Below are 18,613 nucleotides of genomic sequence, written 5' to 3'. Positions count from 1 at the left end.
ATGGCCCCATGACGCCGTTTCGCCTATTATAAATCCAATCCATTCGACCTATGGGTCCATAGATGAAATCAATGAACTTTGCCCAGCTCCGCGCCTTCCACGCCGTGGCGACGGAGGGGGGATTCACCAAGGCCGCACGCCTGCTGAACGTGACGCAGCCGACCTGCTCCCAGGAGGTGAAGGCGCTGGAGGAGACCTACGGCGTCACCCTGTTCGACCGCAGCAACCGTCAGGTGGCGCTGACCGAGGTCGGCACCGCGCTGTTCACCGTCACCCGCCGCCTGTTCGCGGCGGAGCAGGAAGCGATGGAACTGCTGGCCGGGGTGCGGCATCTGGATGGCGGGACGCTGGCGGTCGGGGCCGACGGGCCGTTCCATGCGGTGCCGCTGATCGCCCGTTTCACCCGCGTCCATCCGGGACCGACGGTGACGCTGGCGGTCGGCAACTCCCGCGCCATGCTGGAAGGGCTGATGGAAACGCGCATCGACGTGGCGGTTCTGGCCGACGTGCCGGGCGATTCGCGGCTCTACGTGCTGCCGCTGCGGCGGGATCCGGTGCGGGCGCTGGTGCCCAAGACGCATCCGCTGGCCCGGCGCCGGGCGGTGGCTGTGACCGATCTGGCAACGGAGCGGCTGGTGCTGCGCGAACCGGGATCGATGACCCGCCGGCTGGTCGAGCGCGCGCTGGCGGCGGCGGAGGTCACGCCCGCCGCCGTCATCGAGATTCAAAGCCGCGAGGCGGTGGTGGAGGCGGTGGCGGCCGGCTTGGGGGTGGGGTTCACCTCGGCCGCCGAATTCACCGGCGACGGGCGGCTGGCACTGCTGCCGATCGCCGGGGCCGAGATCGAGATGGACGAGTATGTGGTCTGCCTGCGCGAACGCCGCCGGCTGGCGGTGGTGCGCGCCTTCCTGGATCTGGCCCGCGAGGTGGCGCAGGAGGTCGGCGGCGTCAATGCCGCCGCCACGCCTGCGTCCGCCGATGCAGCGCGCGCGACAGCAGGGCATGCAACGCCCGCACGGCGGCCGAGGTGAGGACGATCATCATCGCCATGGCCGCGGCGCCCGCCACCTCGCCCGAATCGTCCATGTTCAGCACGGCGACGGAGGCCGGCTTGGTTTCCGGCGCGTAGAGGAAGACCACCGCCGACACCGTCGTCATGGCGTTGACGAAGAAATAGATGGCGATGTCCAGGATGGCCGGCAGGCACAGAGGCACCGTCACCCGCAGGAAGGTGGACCAGACCGGCACCTTCAGGCTGGCCGACACCGCCTCGAACTCGGCGTCGAGCTGCTTCAGCGCGGTGACGGCGGTCAGGTGGCTGACGGTGTAGAAATGCGCCACCGTCGCCAGCACCAGGATCGCCATGCTGTGATAGAGCCAGCTCAACGGGTTCCAGGTCGCGTTGAAGAAGAAGATGTAGGCCAGCCCCAGCGCCATCCCCGGCACCGCCAGCGGCAGGACCGCCATCAGCCGCACCGTCCCCTTCATCACCGCCCGTCCCGGCGCGCGTTCGACCAGCCAGGCGCCGGTGAAGACGATGGCGGTGCCGGCCACCGCCGTCCCGGCGGCCAGGGTCAGGCTGTTGGCGTAACTGCCCCATCCCGCCGCGTCGAACTGGGCGAAATCGTAATTCGCCAGCGTCGGCGTCAGGTTGTAGGGCCAGAAGGTGACGACGGAGGCGAAGCCGGCCACCCCCAGCAGGCCCAGCAGCAGGCCGCCGACCAGCGCGCAGAACAGCACGGCCAGGCGGTCGCCCACCGGGTTGAGCCGCGGCTGGAACGGCACCGAGCGGGCGGACAGCAGGGCCATCTGCCGGCGCTGGCCGATCCAGTCGGCGACGAAGGCCAGGCCCGCCGGCAGCAGCAGGACGATGCCGACCACGGCGCCCATCCCGAAATTCTGCTGGCCGACCACCTGCTTGTAGACGTCGGTCGCCAGCATGTTGGTGGAGCCGCCGATCACCTTGGGCACGCCGAAATCGGTGACCACCAGGGTGAAGACCACGAAGACGGCGGAGATCAGGCCATAGCGCACCCCGGGCAGCGTGATGGTGGCGAAGCGCTTCCAGGCCCCGGCCCCCAGCGCCTCCGCCGCCTCGTACAGGCGGGCGTCGGAGGTCGACAGCGCCACCGTCAGGATCAGCACGGCGTGCGGGAAGCTGTAGAACACCTCGCCCATCACGATGCCGATGGACCCGTAGATGCTCTCCCCCATCAACAGGCCGCGCAGGATGCCCTTGTTGCCGAACAGATAGACCAGGGCAATGGCCGGCAGCAGCGACGGCGCCAGCAACGGGATCTGCGCCAGCAGCCGGAACAGCCCCTTGCCCGCCATGTGGGTGCGGGTCAGGCAGAAGGCGTAGAGGAAGGCCAGCGGCACCGTGATGGCCGTGGTCAGCGCGGACAGCGTCAGGCTGTTGACCACCGACCGCGTCAGCGCCGGCGCCTCCAGGAAAGCGGCGAAATTGGCGAGCCCGACGAAGGCGCCGTCGCGGTCGTACAGGCTGCGCAGGAACAGCATGCCCAGCGGCAGCAGCACGAACAGCGCCAGGAACAGCGCGATCCCGCCGAGCCCCAGCCCGAACAGCCAACGCTCGCTCCGCTCCACCGGCCGCGCGGTGGTGCGCGATGGCGCAGGAACAGCGGGTTTGGGCAGGCTCAGCTTGACGGCGCTCATCGCGCCGCCTCGAACACGCGCAGCCTTTCACGCGGCAGGGTCACCGGCAGACGGCACCCGAGGTCCAGCGACAGGTCGCGCACCAGATTGGCCGACAGATCGGCGGTGACGCGGGCATCGCCCAGCCCGTCGGCCGCCAGCCGGGCGCGGTGGAAGGGGCCGAGGAACTCCAGGCTCTCGATCACCGCATCCAGCGTGTTGGCGCCGCCGGCCGCGCGGACCTGCACGTCCTCCGGCCGCAGGCAGACGGTGACGGCGGCACCGGGGGTGGCGCTGGCCAGATGGTCGCCGTCGCATTCGAAACCACGATCGCCCAGCCGCACCCGTCCCGGCCCCTCCAGCACGCCCGGCAGGAAGTTCATCGCTCCGACGAAGTCGGCGACGAAGGGGCTGGCCGGCCGGTGATAGACGTCGTTGGGCGTGCCGACCTGCTCGATCACGCCGTTGTTCATCACCACGATGCGGTCGGCCATGGTCAGGGCCTCTTCCTGGTCATGGGTGACCATGATGGTGGTGACGCCCAGCCGGCGGTGCAGGTCGCGGATCTGGCGGCGCAGATGCAGCCGCACCCGCGCGTCCAGCGCCGACAGCGGCTCGTCCAGCAGCAGCAGGCCGGGCGCCGGCGCCAGCGCGCGGGCCAGCGCCACCCGCTGCTGCTGGCCGCCCGACAGCTGCGTCGGGTATTTCGGGCCGGCGTCGGGCAGGCCGACCAGCGCCAGCAGCTCCTCCACCCGCGACCGTTCGGCGGCGCGGCCCAGCTTCAGGCCGTAGGCGACGTTCTTGTGCACGGTCAGGTTGGGGAACAGCGCGTAGGACTGGAAGACGATGCCGTAATCGCGCGCCGACGGCGGCAGGCGCGACACGTTGCGGCCGTCCAGCCAGATCGTCCCGCCGCTCTGCGGGTCGAGACCGGCGATCACCCGCAACAGCGTGGTCTTGCCGCAGCCGGACGGCCCGAGGAAGCAGACGAACTCACCGCGCCGGATGTCGAGCGACACGCCCTTCAGCGCGGTGAACGTGCCGAATGTCTTGACGATGCTGTCGAGGCGGAGGTAGGGCGCGGCGGTCATCGGCGAGGTTTCCCGACAGAAAACGGAAAGGCCGGGCGGGCCCGTGCGGCGCCCGCCCGAGGGATCGGCGTCAGCTTTTCGGCTCGGACTTGGCGCCGTAACGCTTTTCCCAATCCGCCAGGATGCGGTCGCGGTTGGCCGCGGCCCAGGCGAAGTCGTTGGTCCTGTTCATCGCCGCTTCCGCGTTCTTCGGATAGTTCGGCGTCTCCTTGGTGACGCCGGGATGAGCCGTGACCTGATAGAAGTTCACATACTGCTCGTTCGCCTTGCGGCTGGCCGCCCAATCGGCCAGGGCCTTCGCCGCCTCGGCGTTGCGGGTGCCCTTGACGATGGCCGTCGCCTCCATCTCCCAGCCCACCCCTTCGGAGGCCAGGATCACGTCGATCGGCGCGCCCTTGGTCTTCTGCTGGGCGCCGGTGTATTCGATGGAGATGCCGATCGGGTATTCGCCGGCCGCCGCCATCTTGCAGGGCTTGGACCCCGAATGGGTGTAGAGCGCGACGTTGTCGTTCAGCCTGTCCATGTAGCCCCAGCCCTGGTCGGCGCCCATGGTCTGCAGCCAGCCCGACACGGCGAGGAAGCCGGTGCCCGACGAGGCCGGGTTCGGCATGACGATCTGGCCCTTGTATTCCGGCTTCAGCAGGTCGGCCCAGGAGGTCGGCTTCGGCAGCTTCTTCTTCTCGGCTTCCACCGTGTTGAAGCAGATGGCGGCCATCCAGGCGTCCATGCCGACCCAGGCCGGCGGGGTCTTGGCGTCGCGGAAGCCGGCCTTGAGGTCGCCGGCGCCCTTCGGCTGGTAGGGCATCAGCATGCCCTGGGCGTCCAGGATCATCAGGCTGGAGGCGGCGAGGCCCCACACCACGTCGGCCTTGGGGTTGTCCTTCTCGGCCAGCAGCTTGGCGGTGACGACGCCGGTCGAATCGCGCACCCACTCGATCTCGACGCCGGGGTTGTCGGCCTCGAAAGCCTTCTTGTAGGGGGCGAGCTGCTCGTTCTCCAGCGCGGTGTAGACGGTCAGGCGGGTGGCAGCCCCGGCCGGAGAGGCGGCCGGAACGGCGGCGAGCAGCGCCAGCGCGCTAGTGCCCAGCAGAATGGTGCGGCGGATCATCATGGTGCTCCCGTGGTCCAAAGGGCAGTGTGAAGGGGCGTCCTGGAACAGCGCGTCCGTCCCGGGAGGGCGGCCTTTCGCCACCGCCCCGGCACGGGAAAATTCTCTACGCCGAAGCGGCCGTCCGCTCCCGTTAAGCTTTGGTGACTCTCCATGGACGACGCCGCCATGGCGGGTGATGCCCATGCCCCCCGGACGGCCCCGGTTTCCCGGGAAAGCGAGGCCCGGCGCGGTCGAGGGAGGCGTCCGGATCAGACGCCAAGTTCGTTCTTCACGTGGTTGACGCGGTAAACCTGCCGGATGGCGTCGAGCAGAATGGCGATTTCCGGCGACATGTCGTTGACGCGATGGCTCATGAACAGCGGCGATACGGCTTGCGCATCGTCGAGCGGCCGGTACTCGACCTTGTCGCGGCGCAGATGCTGCACGGACGCCGTCACCAAGCTGATGCCGACGTCGGCGGCCACCAGACCCAACGCGGTTTGAACGTCCCGCACCTCCAGGACCGCCGCCGGTTTCAGCCCCTGGGAGCGGTAGAGCGCGAGCACCTGGTCGGCAAAGCTCGGCCGCGGCGTCTTTGGATAGACGACCAGCGTTGTGGCCGTCAGCTCGTCGAGGCGCAGCGGCGCGTCCCGTTCCAGCAGCGCGTGGCCCGTGGGGATGGCGGCGATGATCGATTCGTACCGCAACAGCGTCCGCGTGATGGCGGCATCCTCCAGGGGGATGCGGCCGAAGCCGGCGTCGATGCGCCCCTCTTTCAGGGCCGCGACCTGCTCGACCGTCGTCAGCTCCACCAGCGACACCTCGACGTTCGGGCGGATCGAGCGGTAGTGGCGGATCATCTCCGGCAGCCAGCCGTAGAGGGTCGAGGCCACGAAACCGATGGTGAAGCGGCTGTGCTCGGCGTGGCGCAGGCGACGGGCCAGCGCCTTGATGTCGTCCACCCGCTCCAGCACCTGGACCGCCTGCTCGTAGATCAGCCGACCGGCTTCGGTCAGGCGCAAGGGACGGCTGCTCCGCTCGATGAGCTGCAGGCCAAGCTCCTCCTCCAATTGCTGGATTTGCCGGCTCAGCGGCGGCTGCGCCATGTGCAGCCGCTCGGCCGCGCGCGTGAAGTTCCGCTCGCTCACGACCGTGATGAAATAGCGCAGGTGGCGTAGTTCCAAGGCCGGTCTCCTCCGCGGCTCGGCGGCACCGGACGGCTGCACCGCCCCAGCAGAATACCCGCCGGGTATCGTTCGAGACCAAATTGATCTTTCACATCGCTCTTGGCAACCGATAGCTTGATTGGGCAACAAAGTTCTTCTGAGGACCGTCGCGGAATGACGAAAATCGATGCCATCGAGACATTTCTAATCGATCTGCCGACCATCCGGCCGCATGTTCTTTCCATGACGACCATGAACCGGCAGACGGTCGTCGTGGTGCGCATCCGCTGCTCCGACGGGGTCACCGGCATCGGCGAGGGCACCACCATCGGGGGCCTGAGCTATGGCGACGAATCCCCGGAAGGTATCAAGCTGGCGATCGACACCTACATCGCCCCGGTCCTGCGCAACGCCGACGCCACGCGGGTTTCCGCGACCATGGCGCTGGTCGGCAAGCTGGTGGTCGGCAACCACTTCGCCAAGTCGGCGGTGGAAACCGCGCTGCTGGACGCCATGGGCAAGCGCCTCGGCCTGCCGGTGTCGGAACTGCTGGGGGGCCGTCACCGTGACGCGCTGCCCGTCGCCTGGACGCTCGCCAGCGGCAACACCGCAAAGGACATCGACGAGGCCGAGCGGATGCTGGCGCTGCGCCGTCACGACATCTTCAAGCTGAAGATCGGCAAGCGCGACGTGGCCGACGACGTTGCCCACGTCGCCGCGATCAAGCGGGCGCTCGGCGACCGCGCCAGCGTGCGCGTCGACGTCAACCAGGCCTGGGACGAGGCCGGCGCGTCGCGCGGCATCGCCATGCTGGAGGATGCCGGCGTCGATCTGGTCGAACAGCCGATCGCCCGTGGCAACCGGGCCGCGCTGGCGCGGCTGGCCGCGCGCTTCATCGTGCCGATCATGGCCGACGAGAGCCTGCGCGGCCCGGAGGACGCCTTCGCCCTCGCCGCCGAGGCCGCGGCGGATGTCTTCGCGGTGAAGATCGCCCAGTCCGGCGGCCTGCACGCGGCGGGCCGTGTCGGCGCCATCGCCGACGCCGCCGGCATCGGCCTGTACGGCGGCACGATGCTGGAGGCCGGGATCGGGACGATCGCCTCCGCCCATCTCTTCGCGACCTTCCCCAGGCTCGCCTGGGGCACGGAGCTTTTCGGTCCCCTGCTCCTGACCGAGGAGATCCTGAGCGAGCCGCTCGCCTACGCCGACTTCGCCCTGCAGGTGCCGAACCGGCCCGGTCTCGGCATCGCGCTGGACGAGGACCGCGTCGCCTTCTTCCGGCGTGACCGCCGGTAACCCCCTTCCCCCTTTGTGATCGAGGCAAGACCGATGCTGTTCCAGGTCGAAATGGATGTCCGCCTGCCGCCCGACATGGCGCCCGAGCACGCGGACGAGCTGAAGCGGGTCGAGCGCGAGCGCGCCCAGCAGATGCAGCGCGAGGGCAAGTGGCGGCACCTGTGGCGCGTCGCCGGCCGCTACGCCAACGTCAGCATCTTCGACGTCGAGAGCGCCGACGAACTCCACGCGCTGCTCACCTCGCTGCCGCTCTTCCCCTACATGGCGATGACGGTCACCGCCCTGTGCCGCCACCCCTCGTCGATCCGCGACGACGACCGCTGAACCGGCCGCCGCCCACCGACCACCAAGGCACCCATAACCAAGCTCTAGGGAGAAAACGATGAACAAGACCCAGATCCAGGATTTCGCCAAGCGCATTTCCGGCACCCGGAGCGGCCCGGCCAACGAGCGGGTGAAGGCCGTCGTCGACCGCATGCTGTTCGACCTCTTCGTGCTGATCGACGAGATGGACGTCACGCCGGAGGAGTTCTGGGCGGCCTGCAGCTACGTCACCGAACTCGGCAAGTCCAACGAGATCGGGTTGCTGGTGCCGGGTCTGGGCGTCGAGCATTTCCTCGACCTGCGCCAGGATGAGAAGGAACGCGCCGCCGGAATGGAAGGCGGCACCCCGCGCACCATCGAAGGCCCGCTCTATGTGGCCGGCGCCCCGGTCTGCCAGGGCGAGGCACGGCTGGACGACGACACCGACGACGGCGAGATCCTGTTCATGGACGGCCGGGTGCTCGACAGCCGCGGCAACCCGATCCCCGGCGCCCAGGTCGAGGTCTGGCACGCCAACAGCCGCGGCAACTACTCCTACTTCGACCCGTCGCAGAGCGCCTTCAACCTGCGCCGCACCATCATCGCCGACGCCGAGGGGCGCTACCGGTTCCGCAGCATCATGCCGTCGGGCTACAGCTGCCCGCCCGACGGTCCGACCCAGACGCTGCTGACCCTGCTGGGCCGCCACGGCCATCGTCCGGCGCACATCCACTTCTTCGTCTCGGCCCCCGGCTATCGGACCCTGACGACCCAGATCAACATCAAGGACGATCCCTACGTCCACGACGACTTCGCCTTCGCCACCCGGGACGGCCTGATCCCCGACGTCGCGCACCACACCGAGCCGGCGGCGCTGCACGACATGGGCGTGAACCGGCCCTTCGCCACCATCACCTTCGACTTCACTCTGCCGGCCGCGGTGGACAGCATCCCCGGCACGCTGGGCGAGCGGCCGCGCGCCGCGGCCTGAGCCGGGTCCAACCGCCCACCCACGGGATTCCGGCGCGGCCCGCAGCCGCAACATCGATGGCTGCCAACCCTGGCCGCGCCGGTTTCCGCCCGATTTTCTGGAGGATCACGTCATGACCGTCGATCTCATGGCGCGGCTGGACGACGCTGTCGTCGAGGACAAGGACCGCGGAATTTACCGCTGCCGGCGCGACATCTTCACCGATCCCGCGCTGTTCGAACTGGAGATGAAGCATATCTTCGAGGGGAACTGGATCTATCTCGCCCACGAAAGCCAGATTCCCAACAAGAACGACTATTTCACGACCTTCATGGGTCGGCAGCCGATCGTCATCGCCCGCAACAGGGACAACGAACTCAACGCCTTCGTCAACGCCTGCAGCCATCGCGGCGCGATGCTGTGCCGGCACAAGCGCGGCAACAAGGCGACCTACACCTGCCCGTTCCATGGCTGGACGTTCAACAATTCCGGCAAGCTCCTGAAGGTGAAGGACCCGGAGTCCGCCGGTTACCCGGACGCCTTCAACCGGGACGGATCGCACAACCTGAGCCGGATCGCCCGCTTCGAATCCTACCGCGGATTCCTGTTCGGCAGCCTGAACCCCGATGTGGCCCCGCTGACCGAGCATCTGGGCGAAGCGGCCAAGATCATCGACATGATCGTCGACCAGTCGCCGGACGGGCTGGAGGTCCTGCGCGGTTCCTCCACCTACATCTATGACGGAAACTGGAAGCTGCAGACCGAGAACGGCGCCGACGGCTACCACGTCACCGCCGTGCACTGGAACTATGCGGCGACCACCAACCACCGCAAGACGGCAGCGTCGGGCGACAGCGTGCGTGCGATGGACGCCGGAAGCTGGGCCAAGCAGGGCGGCGGGTTCTATTCCTTCGAGAACGGGCATCTGCTGCTGTGGAGCCGCTGGGCCAATCCGGAGGATCGCCCGCTGTACGAGCGCCGCGACGAGCTGGCGGCGCAGTATGGCGCGGCGCGGGCCGACTGGATGATCGGCAACTCGCGCAACCTGTGCCTGTACCCCAACGTCTACCTGATGGACCAGTTCAGCTCGCAGATCCGCACCTACCGGCCACTGTCCGTCGACAAGACCGAGGTCACGATCTACTGCATCGCGCCGAAGAACGAGAGCGCGGAGGCCCGTGCCCGCCGCATCCGGCAGTACGAGGATTTCTTCAACGCCAGCGGCATGGCCACCCCCGACGACCTGGAGGAGTTCCGCTCCTGCCAGACCGGTTATCTCGGCAGCGCCGCGCCGTGGAACGACCTGTCGCGCGGTGCGCTCCATTGGGTGGACGGCGCCGACGATGCGGCCAAGGCCATCGACCTGCACCCGCTGATGAGCGGCGTGCGCACCGAGGACGAAGGGCTGTTCGTCGTCCAGCACCAGCATTGGCTCGACACCATGCGCCGCGCCGCAGCGGCCGGCACGGCGCCCGCCGCGACGAAGACGCCGGCCTGAGGGAGGACCGCATGACCATCACCTTTGAGGCTCTGCAGGCCTTCCTCCACCACGAGGCCCGCCTGCTCGATGAAAAGCAGTGGGACGACTGGCTGCGGCTCTACGCGCCGGAGGCGGTGTTCTGGATGCCGGCCTGGGATGACGATGGCGCCCTGACCACCGATCCGCAGCGCGAGATCTCCCTGATCTACTACGGCAACCGCGGCGGCCTGGAGGATCGCGTGTTCCGCATCAAGACGGAACGGTCGAGCGCCACCAGCCTGCCGGAGCCGCGCACCTCCCACAACATCAGCAACCTGGAAGTCCTGGAACGGTCCGGCGGTTCCTGCAAGCTCCGCTTCAACTGGTTCACGCTGAGCTTCCGTTACAAGACGACCGACACCTATTTCGGCACGTCCTTCTACACGCTGGATGTGTCGGGCGAGACGCCGCTGATCACCGAGAAGACGGTGGTGCTGAAGAACGACTACATCCACCACGTCATCGACATCTACCACATCTGATCGCCCGCCATCCGGTCAGCCAGCCGGCGACGATCATCCCGGACTGGCACACAACCGGCCCGGCGCGTCGACACGCCGCCTCCGGGGCGGGGGGAGACGACCCATGAGCTTTCACATCGCGCTGACCTTCGAGGACGGGCTGACCCGCTTCGTCGAGGCCAACCCCGGCGAGACGGTGGCCGACGCCGCCTACCGCCAGGGCATCAACATCCCGCTCGATTGCCGCGACGGCGCCTGCGGCACCTGCAAGAGCTTCTGCGAAGCCGGACGCTACGACGGCGGCTCCTACATCGAGGATGCGCTGACCGACGCGGAGGCGGAGGAGGGCTATTGCCTGACCTGCCAGATGCGCCCGGCGTCGGACATCGTCCTGCGCATCGCCGCCTCGTCGGATGTGTGCAAGACGAAGGCGATGGCTGTCGCGGCGGAGGTGGTGTCGGTCGAGCGGCTGTCCGACAGCGGCATCGCCCTTGCGCTGGCGCTGGATGGGGCCTCGCGCCTGTCCTTCCTGCCCGGGCAATACGTCAACATCGGCGTGCCCGGCACCGGGGAGACACGGTCCTATTCCTTCAGTTCGCCGCCCGGGGCGGAGCTTGCGACCTTCCTGATCCGCAACGTGCCGGGCGGGCTGATGAGCGGCTATCTGACCGGGCGGGCCAAGCCCGGCGACCGGCTGACCCTGACCGGGCCGCTCGGCAGCTTCTATCTGCGCGAAATCAGGCGGCCGGTGCTGATGCTGGCCGGCGGAACCGGGCTGGCGCCCTTCCTGTCCATGCTGGGCCGCATCGCCGCCACCGGCGGGAACGGTGCGCCGGCCATGCCGCCGCAACCGATCCATCTCGTCTACGGCGTCACGCAGGACTGCGATCTCGTCGAGGTGGACACGCTCCACCGCTACGCGGAGCGCATCCCGGGCCTCACCGTGGCGACCTGCGTCGCCGACCCGGACAGCCGCCATCCGCTCAAGGGCTACGTCACCCACCATCTGCGGCCGGAGCATCTGAACGGCGGCGATGTCGACGTCTATCTCTGCGGCCCGCCGCCGATGGTGGAGGCGGTGCGCACCCACTTCCGCGACAGCGGAATCACCCCGGCCAGCTTCCATTACGAGAAGTTCGCCGCCAGCGAAGGGAACGGCCGATGACCGCGCATCGGACGGCGGCCGGACGTTTCGACGGCCGGGTGATGATCGTCACCGGCGCTGCCCAGGGCATCGGGCGGGCGGTGGCCGCCCGCGCCGCCCGCGAGGGGGCACGGCTCCTGCTGGTCGATCGCGCCGATCTGGTGCATCGGGTGGCGGAGGAGCTGACCGGCCAGGGCGCATCGGCGCTGGCGCTCGCCGCCGATCTGGAGACCTACGCCGGTGCGCAGGCGATGGCCGATGCGGCGGTCGAGGCCTTCGGGCGCATCGACATCTCCGTGCACAACGTCGGCGGCACCATCTGGATGAAGCCCTTCTGGGAATACCGGGAGGAGGAGATGGTCAAGGAGATCGGCCGCTCGCTCTGGCCGACCTTGTGGTCCTGCCGGGCGGTGATCCCGGTGATGATCGCGCAAGGGCACGGCAGCATCGTCAACGTCGGCAGCAACGCCACCCGCGGCATCCATCGCGTCCCCTACTCCGCCGCGAAAGGCGGCGTGCACGCGATGACCACCTGCATGGCGATGGAACTGGCCGACAAGGGCGTCCGGGTCAATGCGGTCTCTCCCGGCGCCGTCGACAACGGGGACCGCGCCATCCCGCGCAATCCCAAGCCGTTGAGCGAGCGGGAAGCGGTCTGGCAGCGGGAAACCTACGACCAGGTCATGCGCGACACGATGATGGGCCGGATGGGCACGCAGGAGGAAATCGCCGCGGCGATCTGCTTCTTCGCATCGGACGAGGCGTCATACATCACCGGCCAGACCTGTTTCGTTGCCGGCGGCAGCATCGGCTGACCCTCGTCAACGGAAGGAGAGACCATGGACAAGACCATCCTCGTCACCGGAGCGACCTCCGGCCTGGGCGAAGCGACCGCCCGGCGCTTCGCCGCGGCCGGCTGGCGGGTCGTCGTCACCGGCCGCCGGGCCGACCGGCTGGAACGGCTGGTGACGGAACTCGGGGCCGACCGGCTGCACGCCGCCATCTTCGACATCCGCGACGACGCGGCCATGGAGTCGGCGCTCAACGCCCTGCCGGAGCCGTTCCGCGGCATCGACGCGCTGGTCAACAACGCCGGCCTCGCGCTCGGCACCCGGCCGGCGGTCGAGGCGGACCTCGATGACTGGCGCACGATGATCGCGACCAACATCACCGGTCTGGTCACCATCACGCACCGGCTGCTGCCGGTGCTGATCGAGCGGCGCGGCATCGTCATCAACATCGGGTCGGTCGCCGGACGCTACCCCTACGCCGGCGGCAACGTCTATGGCGGCACCAAGGCCTTCGTGACGCAGTTCTCGCTGGGGCTGCGGTCGGACCTGCACGGCACCGGCGTGCGCGTCACCAGCATCGAACCGGGCATGGTGGAAACCGAATTCACCCTGGTCCGGACCCATGGCGACCAGGGGGCCTCCGACGCCGTCTATCGCGGGGCCAACCCGATGACCGCCGAGGACATCGCCGACACGCTGCATTGGGTGGCGAACCTGCCGCCGCATCTGAACGTGAACCGCCTGGAGCTGATGCCGGTCAGCCAGTCCTTCGCCGGCTTCCAGATCCACCGCCAAACGACCTGAGGAAACCGTCGCCCCCACCGGGGCGGCGGACCAACCCCGGTCAACCACCCCATCACCAGCCCAACCGGCAACGCGCGTTCCCCAGCGGGAGCGCGCGGATGGGTCCTGCTGCGCAACGCCGCAGCCTTTCCGTCCACCACGTCAACAGGGAGGAACGCCCGTGTCATCGACACCACGCGTCATCGACGTCCAGGACTTCATCAACGCCCACCGGGTGTCCGGTTTCCAGATCACCTTGATCGCGCTCTGTTTCCTGATCGTCGCCATCGACGGCTTCGACACGGCGGCGATCGGTTTCATCGCCCCGGCGCTCCGCGCCGAATGGCAACTGGCGCCGGCCCAGCTGGCGCCGCTGTTCGGCGCCGGCCTGTTCGGGCTGATGATCGGCGCCTTCGTCTTCGGTCCCTTGGCCGACAGGATCGGACGCAAGCGCGCGCTGGTCCTCACCGTCCTGTTCTTCGGACTGACCAGCCTGGCGTCGGCCTGGGCGACGAACGTCACGGAGCTGACCGTGCTGCGCTTCCTGACCGGCATGGGGCTGGGCGGAGCGATGCCGAACGCCATCACCCTGACCTCGGAATTCTGCCCGGACAAGCGCCGGTCCTTCCTGACCACGCTGATGTTCTGCGGCTTCACGCTCGGCTCCGCGCTGGGCGGGCTGGCGGCGGCGCAGCTGGTGGCGAACTATGGCTGGTCGTCGGTCCTGCTGCTGGGCGGCGTGGCGCCGTTGCTGCTGCTGCCGGTCCTGCTGCTGGCCCTGCCGGAATCGGTGCGCTTCCTGGTCCTGCACAACGCCCCGGCGGAGCGGGTGGCGCGCGTCCTGACGCGGATCGCGCCGGAGGCCGACCTTGCCGGCGCGCGCTTCATCGGCGTGCACCGGCCGGTGGGCTCGCCGGTCGCGCAGCTGTTCCAGCCGGGGCTGGTCGCCGGCACGCTGCTGCTGTGGCTGACCTTCTTCATGAGCCTGCTGGTCTTCTACCTGCTGTCGAGCTGGCTGCCGACGGTGATCAGCAGCGCCGGCATGACCCTGAAGGATGCCTCGCTGATGACGATGATGCTGCAGTTGGGCGGCACGGTCGGGGCGCTGGCGATCGGCGCGCTGATGGACCGCCTCGACCCGCACAAGGTGCTGGGCATCGCCTATGCGACCGCCGCCCTGTTCATCGCGCTGATCGGCAGCGCCACCACCTCCCCGGCCCTGCTCGCCGCCGCCGTGTTCGGCGCCGGCTTCTGTCTGGCCGGGTCGCAGGTCGGGGTGAACGCGCTGGCCGCCGGCTTCTACCCGACGGCGAACCGGGCGACCGGCGTGGCCTGGGCCAACGCGGTCGGGCGCAGCGGGTCGGTTCTCGGCTCCATGGTCGGCGGGACCATCCTGTCCAGCGGACTCGGCCTGCCGACCGCCTTCGCCATCGTCGGACTTCCGGTCATACTGGCCGGGCTGTTCATGGTCGTGAAAGGCCGGCTCGCCCCGCAGCCCGCCCACCGGACGGCCGCCCCGGCATCCTCCTTCGCCAGCCCGCTGCCGGCCGCGGGCAGCGTCGACTGACGGCGCCGGGACCGGCGGCTCAGCCGCCGCACCGGCCCTCCAGAAGGTCGCGTTCCTGGGCGAACGCCTCGGCCATGAAGTCCAGGAACGCGCGCACCCGGCCCATGTGCCGCAGATCCTCATGGGTCAGCAGCCAGATCGTCGTCTCGACCTCGGCGACCGGAGCACCGAGCCGCTGAAAGGCCGGGTTCTGATCGACCATCCCGCAGGGCAGGAGACCGAGGCCGACTCCCGCCCGGACGGCCTCCACCGCCGCCGCGACCGAGTTGACCCGGTAACCGATCTTCGCCTCGGGAACCGTCCGCTTGAGCCATTGGCCCATGCTGGTGTGGTCGAACGACTCGTCCAGCCCGACCCACGTCTGCCGGTCCACGGCCTGCCGCTCCAGGTAGGCCTTGGCGCCATAGACGGCGAAGGAGAGGCCGGAAACGGCCCGGCCGATCAGGTTCTCCGGCGGCCTGTTGGTCGATCGGATGGCCACGTCCGCTTCCCGCCGGGTCAGGCTCAGGGAGGCCTCCGCCGTCGTCAGGTCGACCCGCAGGTCGGGATGGCGTTCCCGGAAGGCGGCGATGTGCCGGGGCAGGACGTGCAGGGTGAGGATGTCGACGGTCGTGACGCGCAGGCTGCCGCGGATTTGCGTGTCGCGGCCGGACAGCCGCCGGTTCGCGGTGGCGAGGTCCTCCTCGACCTTGAGGGCGACGCGGTGCATCTCGTCGCCGGCGGCGGTCAGCGCGTAGCCGCCGGGAAGCTTGTCGAACAGCTGCACGCCCATCGTCTCTTCAAGCGCCGTGACCCGCCGCAGCACCGTGCTGTGGTTCACGCCCAGCGCACGCGCCGCCGACGACAGCGAGCCATGCCGCGCCACCGCCAGAAGGTAGCGCAGATCGTCCCAGTCACCCCGCTCATTCATGCAGACGCTTTCTGCAAAAGTCGTGAATTCACGCTCATTGGAGCACATCCTACTGTCGCCGGGAAGCATCACCCACCCCTGGCGACCCGCATGTCCGACCTGCTGCACGACCCGTTCGTCCAATCCAGCCTGCTGCCGCTGCTGGTCAGCCTGCTGATGGTTGGCGTTCTGCACCGGCTCAAGCGCCCGCTGGCGGTGGCCGGAATCGCGGCGACCTTCCTTGTCGTGTTCGCGCTGGTGGTCGGCCTTCCGGCGCTGCCGCCGCCGTCCAGCATGGGCAAGCTGTTCTGGGCCTCGGCGGCCGGACTGGCTCTGGGCGTTGCCGCCGACGTCATCGGCGCCAGGGGCCGGGCCGCGGCGGTCTGCCTGGCGGCGTGGCTTGCCGGTTCCCTGGTCTGGATCAGCCTTCCGGCCCTGGAATCCGTCGTCGAGATCCTGACCCTGCTCGTTCTGCTCGCCGTCGGCGCCTGGGTCGCCTTCGGCCGCCATCCTGGCCACTCGGACGGCCCGACCGCTCCGGCGGCCTCGCTGCTGGCGCTGGCGCTGGCGGTCGGCAGCATCGCGCTGATCGGTTCCTCGGCGTCGATCGCCCAGATGGCGCTCGCCCTGGCGGCGGCGGCCGGCGGCTTCCTTCTGTGGAACTGGCCGGTCGAACGCCACGCCTGGGGCATGTCCGGGCAGGCCGCCCTGGGCATCGTCGTTCTGCTGGCGGGCGTTCTGGCGCTGTTCACGCAATCCCAGGCCACCGTCCTGCTTCTGGCCCTGCCGGCGCTGCTGGCCGACCGTGTGCGCCGCTATCTGCCGGTGCCGGCGACCCGCTTCGGCCAAGCCGCCGGAGCGGCGGCCGTCACCGTCGCCGCCGTGCTTCCGGCGCTGGTCGCCATCGGCGCCGCCTACACCCTGAGCGGCGGCGAAGCCTCGCCCTACTGACTCTCCTTCCTCATTCCCATTCTCTGTCCTACCCCCCGGAGTTCCTTCCATGACCAAGACCCTGTTCGCCGCCGCTCTCCTGGCCTCCGCCACCTTCGGCGCCCTCACCCCGGCGGTGGCCGCCCCGGTCGCCTACAAGATCGACCCGGCGCACCTGAGCGTGGCGTTCATCGTCAACCACCTGGGCTTCTCCAACCTGATCGGCCGCTTCAACACGGCCTCGGGCGACGTGTCGTTCGACAAGGACGCGGTCGAGAAGAGCACGGTGGCCGTGACCGTCGACACCACCAGCGTCGACACCAACCACGCCAAGCGGGACGAGCATCTGAAGTCGCCGGACTTCTTCAATGCGAAGGAATTCCCGAAGATGACCTTCAAGAGCACGGCGATCGAGAAGACCGGCGCCAACACCGGCAAGCTCCACGGCGACCTGACCCTGCTGGGCGTCACCAAGCCGATCGTCCTGGACGTCACCTTCAACAAGGACGGCGTCAGCCCGGCCAGCAAGCTCGAGACCGTCGGCTTCTCCGCCCGCGGCAAGGTCAAGCGCACCGACTTCGGCATGAAGTACGGCGCCCCCTACATCAGCGACGAGATCGACCTGCTGATCGAAGCCGAGGCGGTCAAGGCCTGACCGGAAGGCACAGCCTCGCCGTCAGGCTGTTGCACCCCACAGGGACCGGCTTGTGCCGGTCCCTTCCGTCCTTCAACACGGTGCCGGAGGCGTCATGCCGCAGTTGGTGAATGGCCAATGGGTCAAGGGCGATATCGCCGCGAGCGAGATCAAGGGCGGCGCCTTCCACCGCGAGCCCACCCGGTTCCGTGCCTGGATCACGCCGGACGGCCGTGCCGACGCGGACGGGCGGCCGACCCTGCCCGCGGCGGCGAACCGCTATCACCTCTACGTCTCCTACCTGTGCCCCTGGGCGTCGCGGACCCTGATCGTCCGCACCCTGAAGGGGCTGGAGGGACTGATCGGCGTGTCGGTCGCCGAGCCGGTGATCGGGGAGGACGGCTGGGTCTACGCCGACCCCCAGGTCGCCGCCGACGGCATGGCGCCCTTCCGGGAACATTGGCACCTCTACACGGCGAGCGACCCGACCTACACCGGCAAGGTGTCGGTCCCGGTGCTGTGGGACAGGCAGGAACGCCGCATCGTGAACAACGAGTCGGCGGACATCATCCGCATCCTCAACAGCGCCTTCGATCGGCTGACCGGCAACGACCTCGACCTCTATCCGGCACCGTTGCGCGCCGGGATCGACGCCTGGAACGACCTGATCTACGCAGCCGTCAACAACGGTGTGTACCGCTGCGGCTTCGCCAAGTCGCAGGCCAGCTACGACGAGGCCTTCGACAGCCTGTTCGCCACGCTCGACCGGCTGGAGGAGCGACTGGCGGTCAGCCGCTATCTGGTCGGCGAGCATCTGACCGAGGCGGACTGGCGCCTGTTCGTGACGCTGGTCCGTTTCGACACCGCCTATCACGGCGCCTTCAAATGCAACCTGCGCCGGATCGAGGACTACCGGAATCTGGCGAACTACCTGCGTGAACTCTACCAGTGGCCCGGCATCCGGGACACCGTGAGGCTCGACCACATCAAGGCCGGCTACTACATCAACCCGGCGATCAACCCGACCCTGATCGTGCCAAAGGGACCGGCGCTGGACCTCGACCGCCCACACGACCGGGATCGGCTCCCCGGACAAGGCATTTGGCGGAACGTCGGGCCATAGATGGGAGGGGCCGGCGGGCATCTGTCTTGCCCCGGCCATTGTCATTTGACGCAAGCGCACCCAGATGGTTTAAATGGTTGCAGATGGCCTGCAGTAATAGCGCTGCGAAACCCCTGATACAGTCTTGTAGAGCGCTGCGATCGGCGCTGCATCGACAACAACAGCGCCGATCTTTGTCTTTCGCAGCGCTATGCTGCGTTG

The 18,613-nt window shown here is 68.7% G+C and carries 18 protein-coding genes; 13 read left to right on the top strand and 5 right to left on the bottom strand.

Annotation, left to right across the window (positions count from 1 at the left end; translation table 11 throughout):
• Positions 1-62: 62 nt before the first annotated feature.
• Positions 63-1,031 carry a LysR substrate-binding domain-containing protein gene (locus tag TSO352_RS32560; protein WP_109111403.1) on the top strand — a complete coding sequence of 323 codons (969 nt, stop codon included), beginning with the start codon at positions 63-65 and terminating at the stop codon, positions 1,029-1,031.
• On the opposite strand, the gene TSO352_RS32555 is transcribed toward TSO352_RS32560, so the two are convergent.
• The 4 genes from TSO352_RS32555 to TSO352_RS32540 all read right to left on the bottom strand — a co-directional run bounded on the left by TSO352_RS32555 (position 949) and on the right by TSO352_RS32540 (position 6,020).
• Positions 949-2,676, bottom strand: coding sequence for a putative 2-aminoethylphosphonate ABC transporter permease subunit (locus tag TSO352_RS32555; protein WP_109111402.1), 1,728 nt, complete (start codon positions 2,674-2,676; stop codon positions 949-951). The genes TSO352_RS32560 and TSO352_RS32555 overlap by 83 nt on opposite strands.
• Complete coding sequence (locus tag TSO352_RS32550; RefSeq protein WP_109111401.1) at positions 2,673-3,746, bottom strand: putative 2-aminoethylphosphonate ABC transporter ATP-binding protein; 1,074 nt, start codon at positions 3,744-3,746, stop codon at positions 2,673-2,675. The genes TSO352_RS32555 and TSO352_RS32550 overlap by 4 nt, the downstream gene beginning before the upstream one ends.
• Before the next feature lie 70 nt (positions 3,747-3,816).
• Positions 3,817-4,854 carry a putative 2-aminoethylphosphonate ABC transporter substrate-binding protein gene (locus TSO352_RS32545; RefSeq protein WP_109111487.1) on the bottom strand — a complete coding sequence of 346 codons (1,038 nt, stop codon included), beginning with the start codon at positions 4,852-4,854 and terminating at the stop codon, positions 3,817-3,819.
• 251 nt (positions 4,855-5,105) lie between these two features.
• Positions 5,106-6,020, bottom strand: coding sequence for a LysR family transcriptional regulator (locus tag TSO352_RS32540; RefSeq protein WP_109111400.1), 915 nt, complete (start codon positions 6,018-6,020; stop codon positions 5,106-5,108).
• A 156-nt stretch (positions 6,021-6,176) separates the two neighbouring features.
• On the opposite strand from TSO352_RS32540, the gene TSO352_RS32535 reads away from it, so the two are divergent.
• The 9 genes from TSO352_RS32535 to TSO352_RS32495 all read left to right on the top strand — a co-directional run bounded on the left by TSO352_RS32535 (position 6,177) and on the right by TSO352_RS32495 (position 14,836).
• Positions 6,177-7,298, top strand: coding sequence for a muconate/chloromuconate family cycloisomerase (locus tag TSO352_RS32535; protein ID WP_109111399.1), 1,122 nt, complete (start codon positions 6,177-6,179; stop codon positions 7,296-7,298).
• Positions 7,299-7,331: 33 nt separating this feature from the next.
• Positions 7,332-7,622, top strand: a complete 291-nt coding sequence (gene catC, locus TSO352_RS32530; RefSeq protein WP_109111398.1) for a muconolactone Delta-isomerase — start codon at positions 7,332-7,334, stop codon at positions 7,620-7,622.
• A gap of 58 nt (positions 7,623-7,680) precedes the next feature.
• Positions 7,681-8,592: a catechol 1,2-dioxygenase gene (catA, locus tag TSO352_RS32525; RefSeq protein ID WP_109111397.1), complete on the top strand. Its 912-nt coding sequence runs from the start codon at positions 7,681-7,683 to the stop codon at positions 8,590-8,592.
• A gap of 112 nt (positions 8,593-8,704) precedes the next feature.
• Positions 8,705-10,069, top strand: coding sequence for a benzoate 1,2-dioxygenase large subunit (gene benA / locus TSO352_RS32520; protein WP_109111396.1), 1,365 nt, complete (start codon positions 8,705-8,707; stop codon positions 10,067-10,069).
• Between the two features lie 11 nt (positions 10,070-10,080).
• Positions 10,081-10,572, top strand: coding sequence for a benzoate 1,2-dioxygenase small subunit (gene benB, locus TSO352_RS32515; RefSeq protein ID WP_109111486.1), 492 nt, complete (start codon positions 10,081-10,083; stop codon positions 10,570-10,572).
• A 103-nt stretch (positions 10,573-10,675) separates the two neighbouring features.
• Positions 10,676-11,716, top strand: coding sequence for a benzoate 1,2-dioxygenase electron transfer component BenC (gene benC, locus TSO352_RS32510; protein ID WP_109111395.1), 1,041 nt, complete (start codon positions 10,676-10,678; stop codon positions 11,714-11,716).
• A complete protein-coding gene (locus TSO352_RS32505) occupies positions 11,713-12,510 on the top strand; it encodes a 1,6-dihydroxycyclohexa-2,4-diene-1-carboxylate dehydrogenase (protein ID WP_109111394.1) in 798 nt (265 codons plus the stop codon). The genes benC and TSO352_RS32505 overlap by 4 nt, the downstream gene beginning before the upstream one ends.
• A gap of 24 nt (positions 12,511-12,534) precedes the next feature.
• On the top strand, positions 12,535-13,290 hold the full coding sequence (locus TSO352_RS32500; protein ID WP_109111393.1) for an SDR family oxidoreductase: 756 nt from the start codon (positions 12,535-12,537) through the stop codon (positions 13,288-13,290).
• Between the two features lie 160 nt (positions 13,291-13,450).
• On the top strand, positions 13,451-14,836 hold the full coding sequence (locus tag TSO352_RS32495; RefSeq protein WP_199231809.1) for an aromatic acid/H+ symport family MFS transporter: 1,386 nt from the start codon (positions 13,451-13,453) through the stop codon (positions 14,834-14,836).
• A 19-nt stretch (positions 14,837-14,855) separates the two neighbouring features.
• Here the strand turns inward: TSO352_RS32495 and TSO352_RS32490 are convergent, their stop codons facing one another.
• Entirely contained in the window at positions 14,856-15,746 is an 891-nt protein-coding gene (locus tag TSO352_RS32490) for a LysR family transcriptional regulator (protein ID WP_109111392.1), read from the bottom strand.
• A 90-nt stretch (positions 15,747-15,836) separates the two neighbouring features.
• On the opposite strand from TSO352_RS32490, the gene TSO352_RS32485 reads away from it, so the two are divergent.
• The 3 genes from TSO352_RS32485 (at position 15,837) to TSO352_RS32475 (ending at position 18,412) form a co-directional block, all read left to right on the top strand.
• The gene (locus TSO352_RS32485) at positions 15,837-16,676 is read left to right on the top strand and encodes a hypothetical protein (protein ID WP_109111391.1); all 840 of its coding nucleotides are present in this window, start codon (positions 15,837-15,839) and stop codon (positions 16,674-16,676) included.
• Positions 16,677-16,725: 49 nt separating this feature from the next.
• Positions 16,726-17,310: a YceI family protein gene (locus TSO352_RS32480; protein WP_109111390.1), complete on the top strand. Its 585-nt coding sequence runs from the start codon at positions 16,726-16,728 to the stop codon at positions 17,308-17,310.
• A gap of 94 nt (positions 17,311-17,404) precedes the next feature.
• Entirely contained in the window at positions 17,405-18,412 is a 1,008-nt protein-coding gene (locus TSO352_RS32475; RefSeq protein ID WP_109111389.1) for a glutathione S-transferase family protein, read from the top strand.
• Positions 18,413-18,613 lie beyond the last annotated feature (201 nt).

Origin of the sequence: Azospirillum sp. TSO35-2 (assembly GCF_003116095.1) — a bacterium.
GTDB lineage: Bacteria > Pseudomonadota > Alphaproteobacteria > Azospirillales > Azospirillaceae > Azospirillum.
The sequence above is the reverse complement of the archived record's forward strand: the minus strand, read 5'-3'. Positions and strand labels throughout refer to the sequence as shown.

Coding starts and splice junctions, on each gene's coding strand:
- TSO352_RS32560 (WP_109111403.1), top strand. CDS start 63: ATGAAATCAATGAACTTTGCCCAGCTCCGCGCCTTCCACGCCGTGGCG.
- TSO352_RS32555 (WP_109111402.1), bottom strand. CDS start 2,676: ATGAGCGCCGTCAAGCTGAGCCTGCCCAAACCCGCTGTTCCTGCGCCA.
- TSO352_RS32550 (WP_109111401.1), bottom strand. CDS start 3,746: ATGACCGCCGCGCCCTACCTCCGCCTCGACAGCATCGTCAAGACATTC.
- TSO352_RS32545 (WP_109111487.1), bottom strand. CDS start 4,854: ATGATCCGCCGCACCATTCTGCTGGGCACTAGCGCGCTGGCGCTGCTC.
- TSO352_RS32535 (WP_109111399.1), top strand. CDS start 6,177: ATGACGAAAATCGATGCCATCGAGACATTTCTAATCGATCTGCCGACC.
- catC (WP_109111398.1), top strand. CDS start 7,332: ATGCTGTTCCAGGTCGAAATGGATGTCCGCCTGCCGCCCGACATGGCG.
- catA (WP_109111397.1), top strand. CDS start 7,681: ATGAACAAGACCCAGATCCAGGATTTCGCCAAGCGCATTTCCGGCACC.
- benA (WP_109111396.1), top strand. CDS start 8,705: ATGACCGTCGATCTCATGGCGCGGCTGGACGACGCTGTCGTCGAGGAC.
- benB (WP_109111486.1), top strand. CDS start 10,081: ATGACCATCACCTTTGAGGCTCTGCAGGCCTTCCTCCACCACGAGGCC.
- benC (WP_109111395.1), top strand. CDS start 10,676: ATGAGCTTTCACATCGCGCTGACCTTCGAGGACGGGCTGACCCGCTTC.
- TSO352_RS32505 (WP_109111394.1), top strand. CDS start 11,713: ATGACCGCGCATCGGACGGCGGCCGGACGTTTCGACGGCCGGGTGATG.
- TSO352_RS32500 (WP_109111393.1), top strand. CDS start 12,535: ATGGACAAGACCATCCTCGTCACCGGAGCGACCTCCGGCCTGGGCGAA.
- TSO352_RS32490 (WP_109111392.1), bottom strand. CDS start 15,746: ATGAATGAGCGGGGTGACTGGGACGATCTGCGCTACCTTCTGGCGGTG.
- TSO352_RS32485 (WP_109111391.1), top strand. CDS start 15,837: ATGTCCGACCTGCTGCACGACCCGTTCGTCCAATCCAGCCTGCTGCCG.
- TSO352_RS32480 (WP_109111390.1), top strand. CDS start 16,726: ATGACCAAGACCCTGTTCGCCGCCGCTCTCCTGGCCTCCGCCACCTTC.
- TSO352_RS32475 (WP_109111389.1), top strand. CDS start 17,405: ATGCCGCAGTTGGTGAATGGCCAATGGGTCAAGGGCGATATCGCCGCG.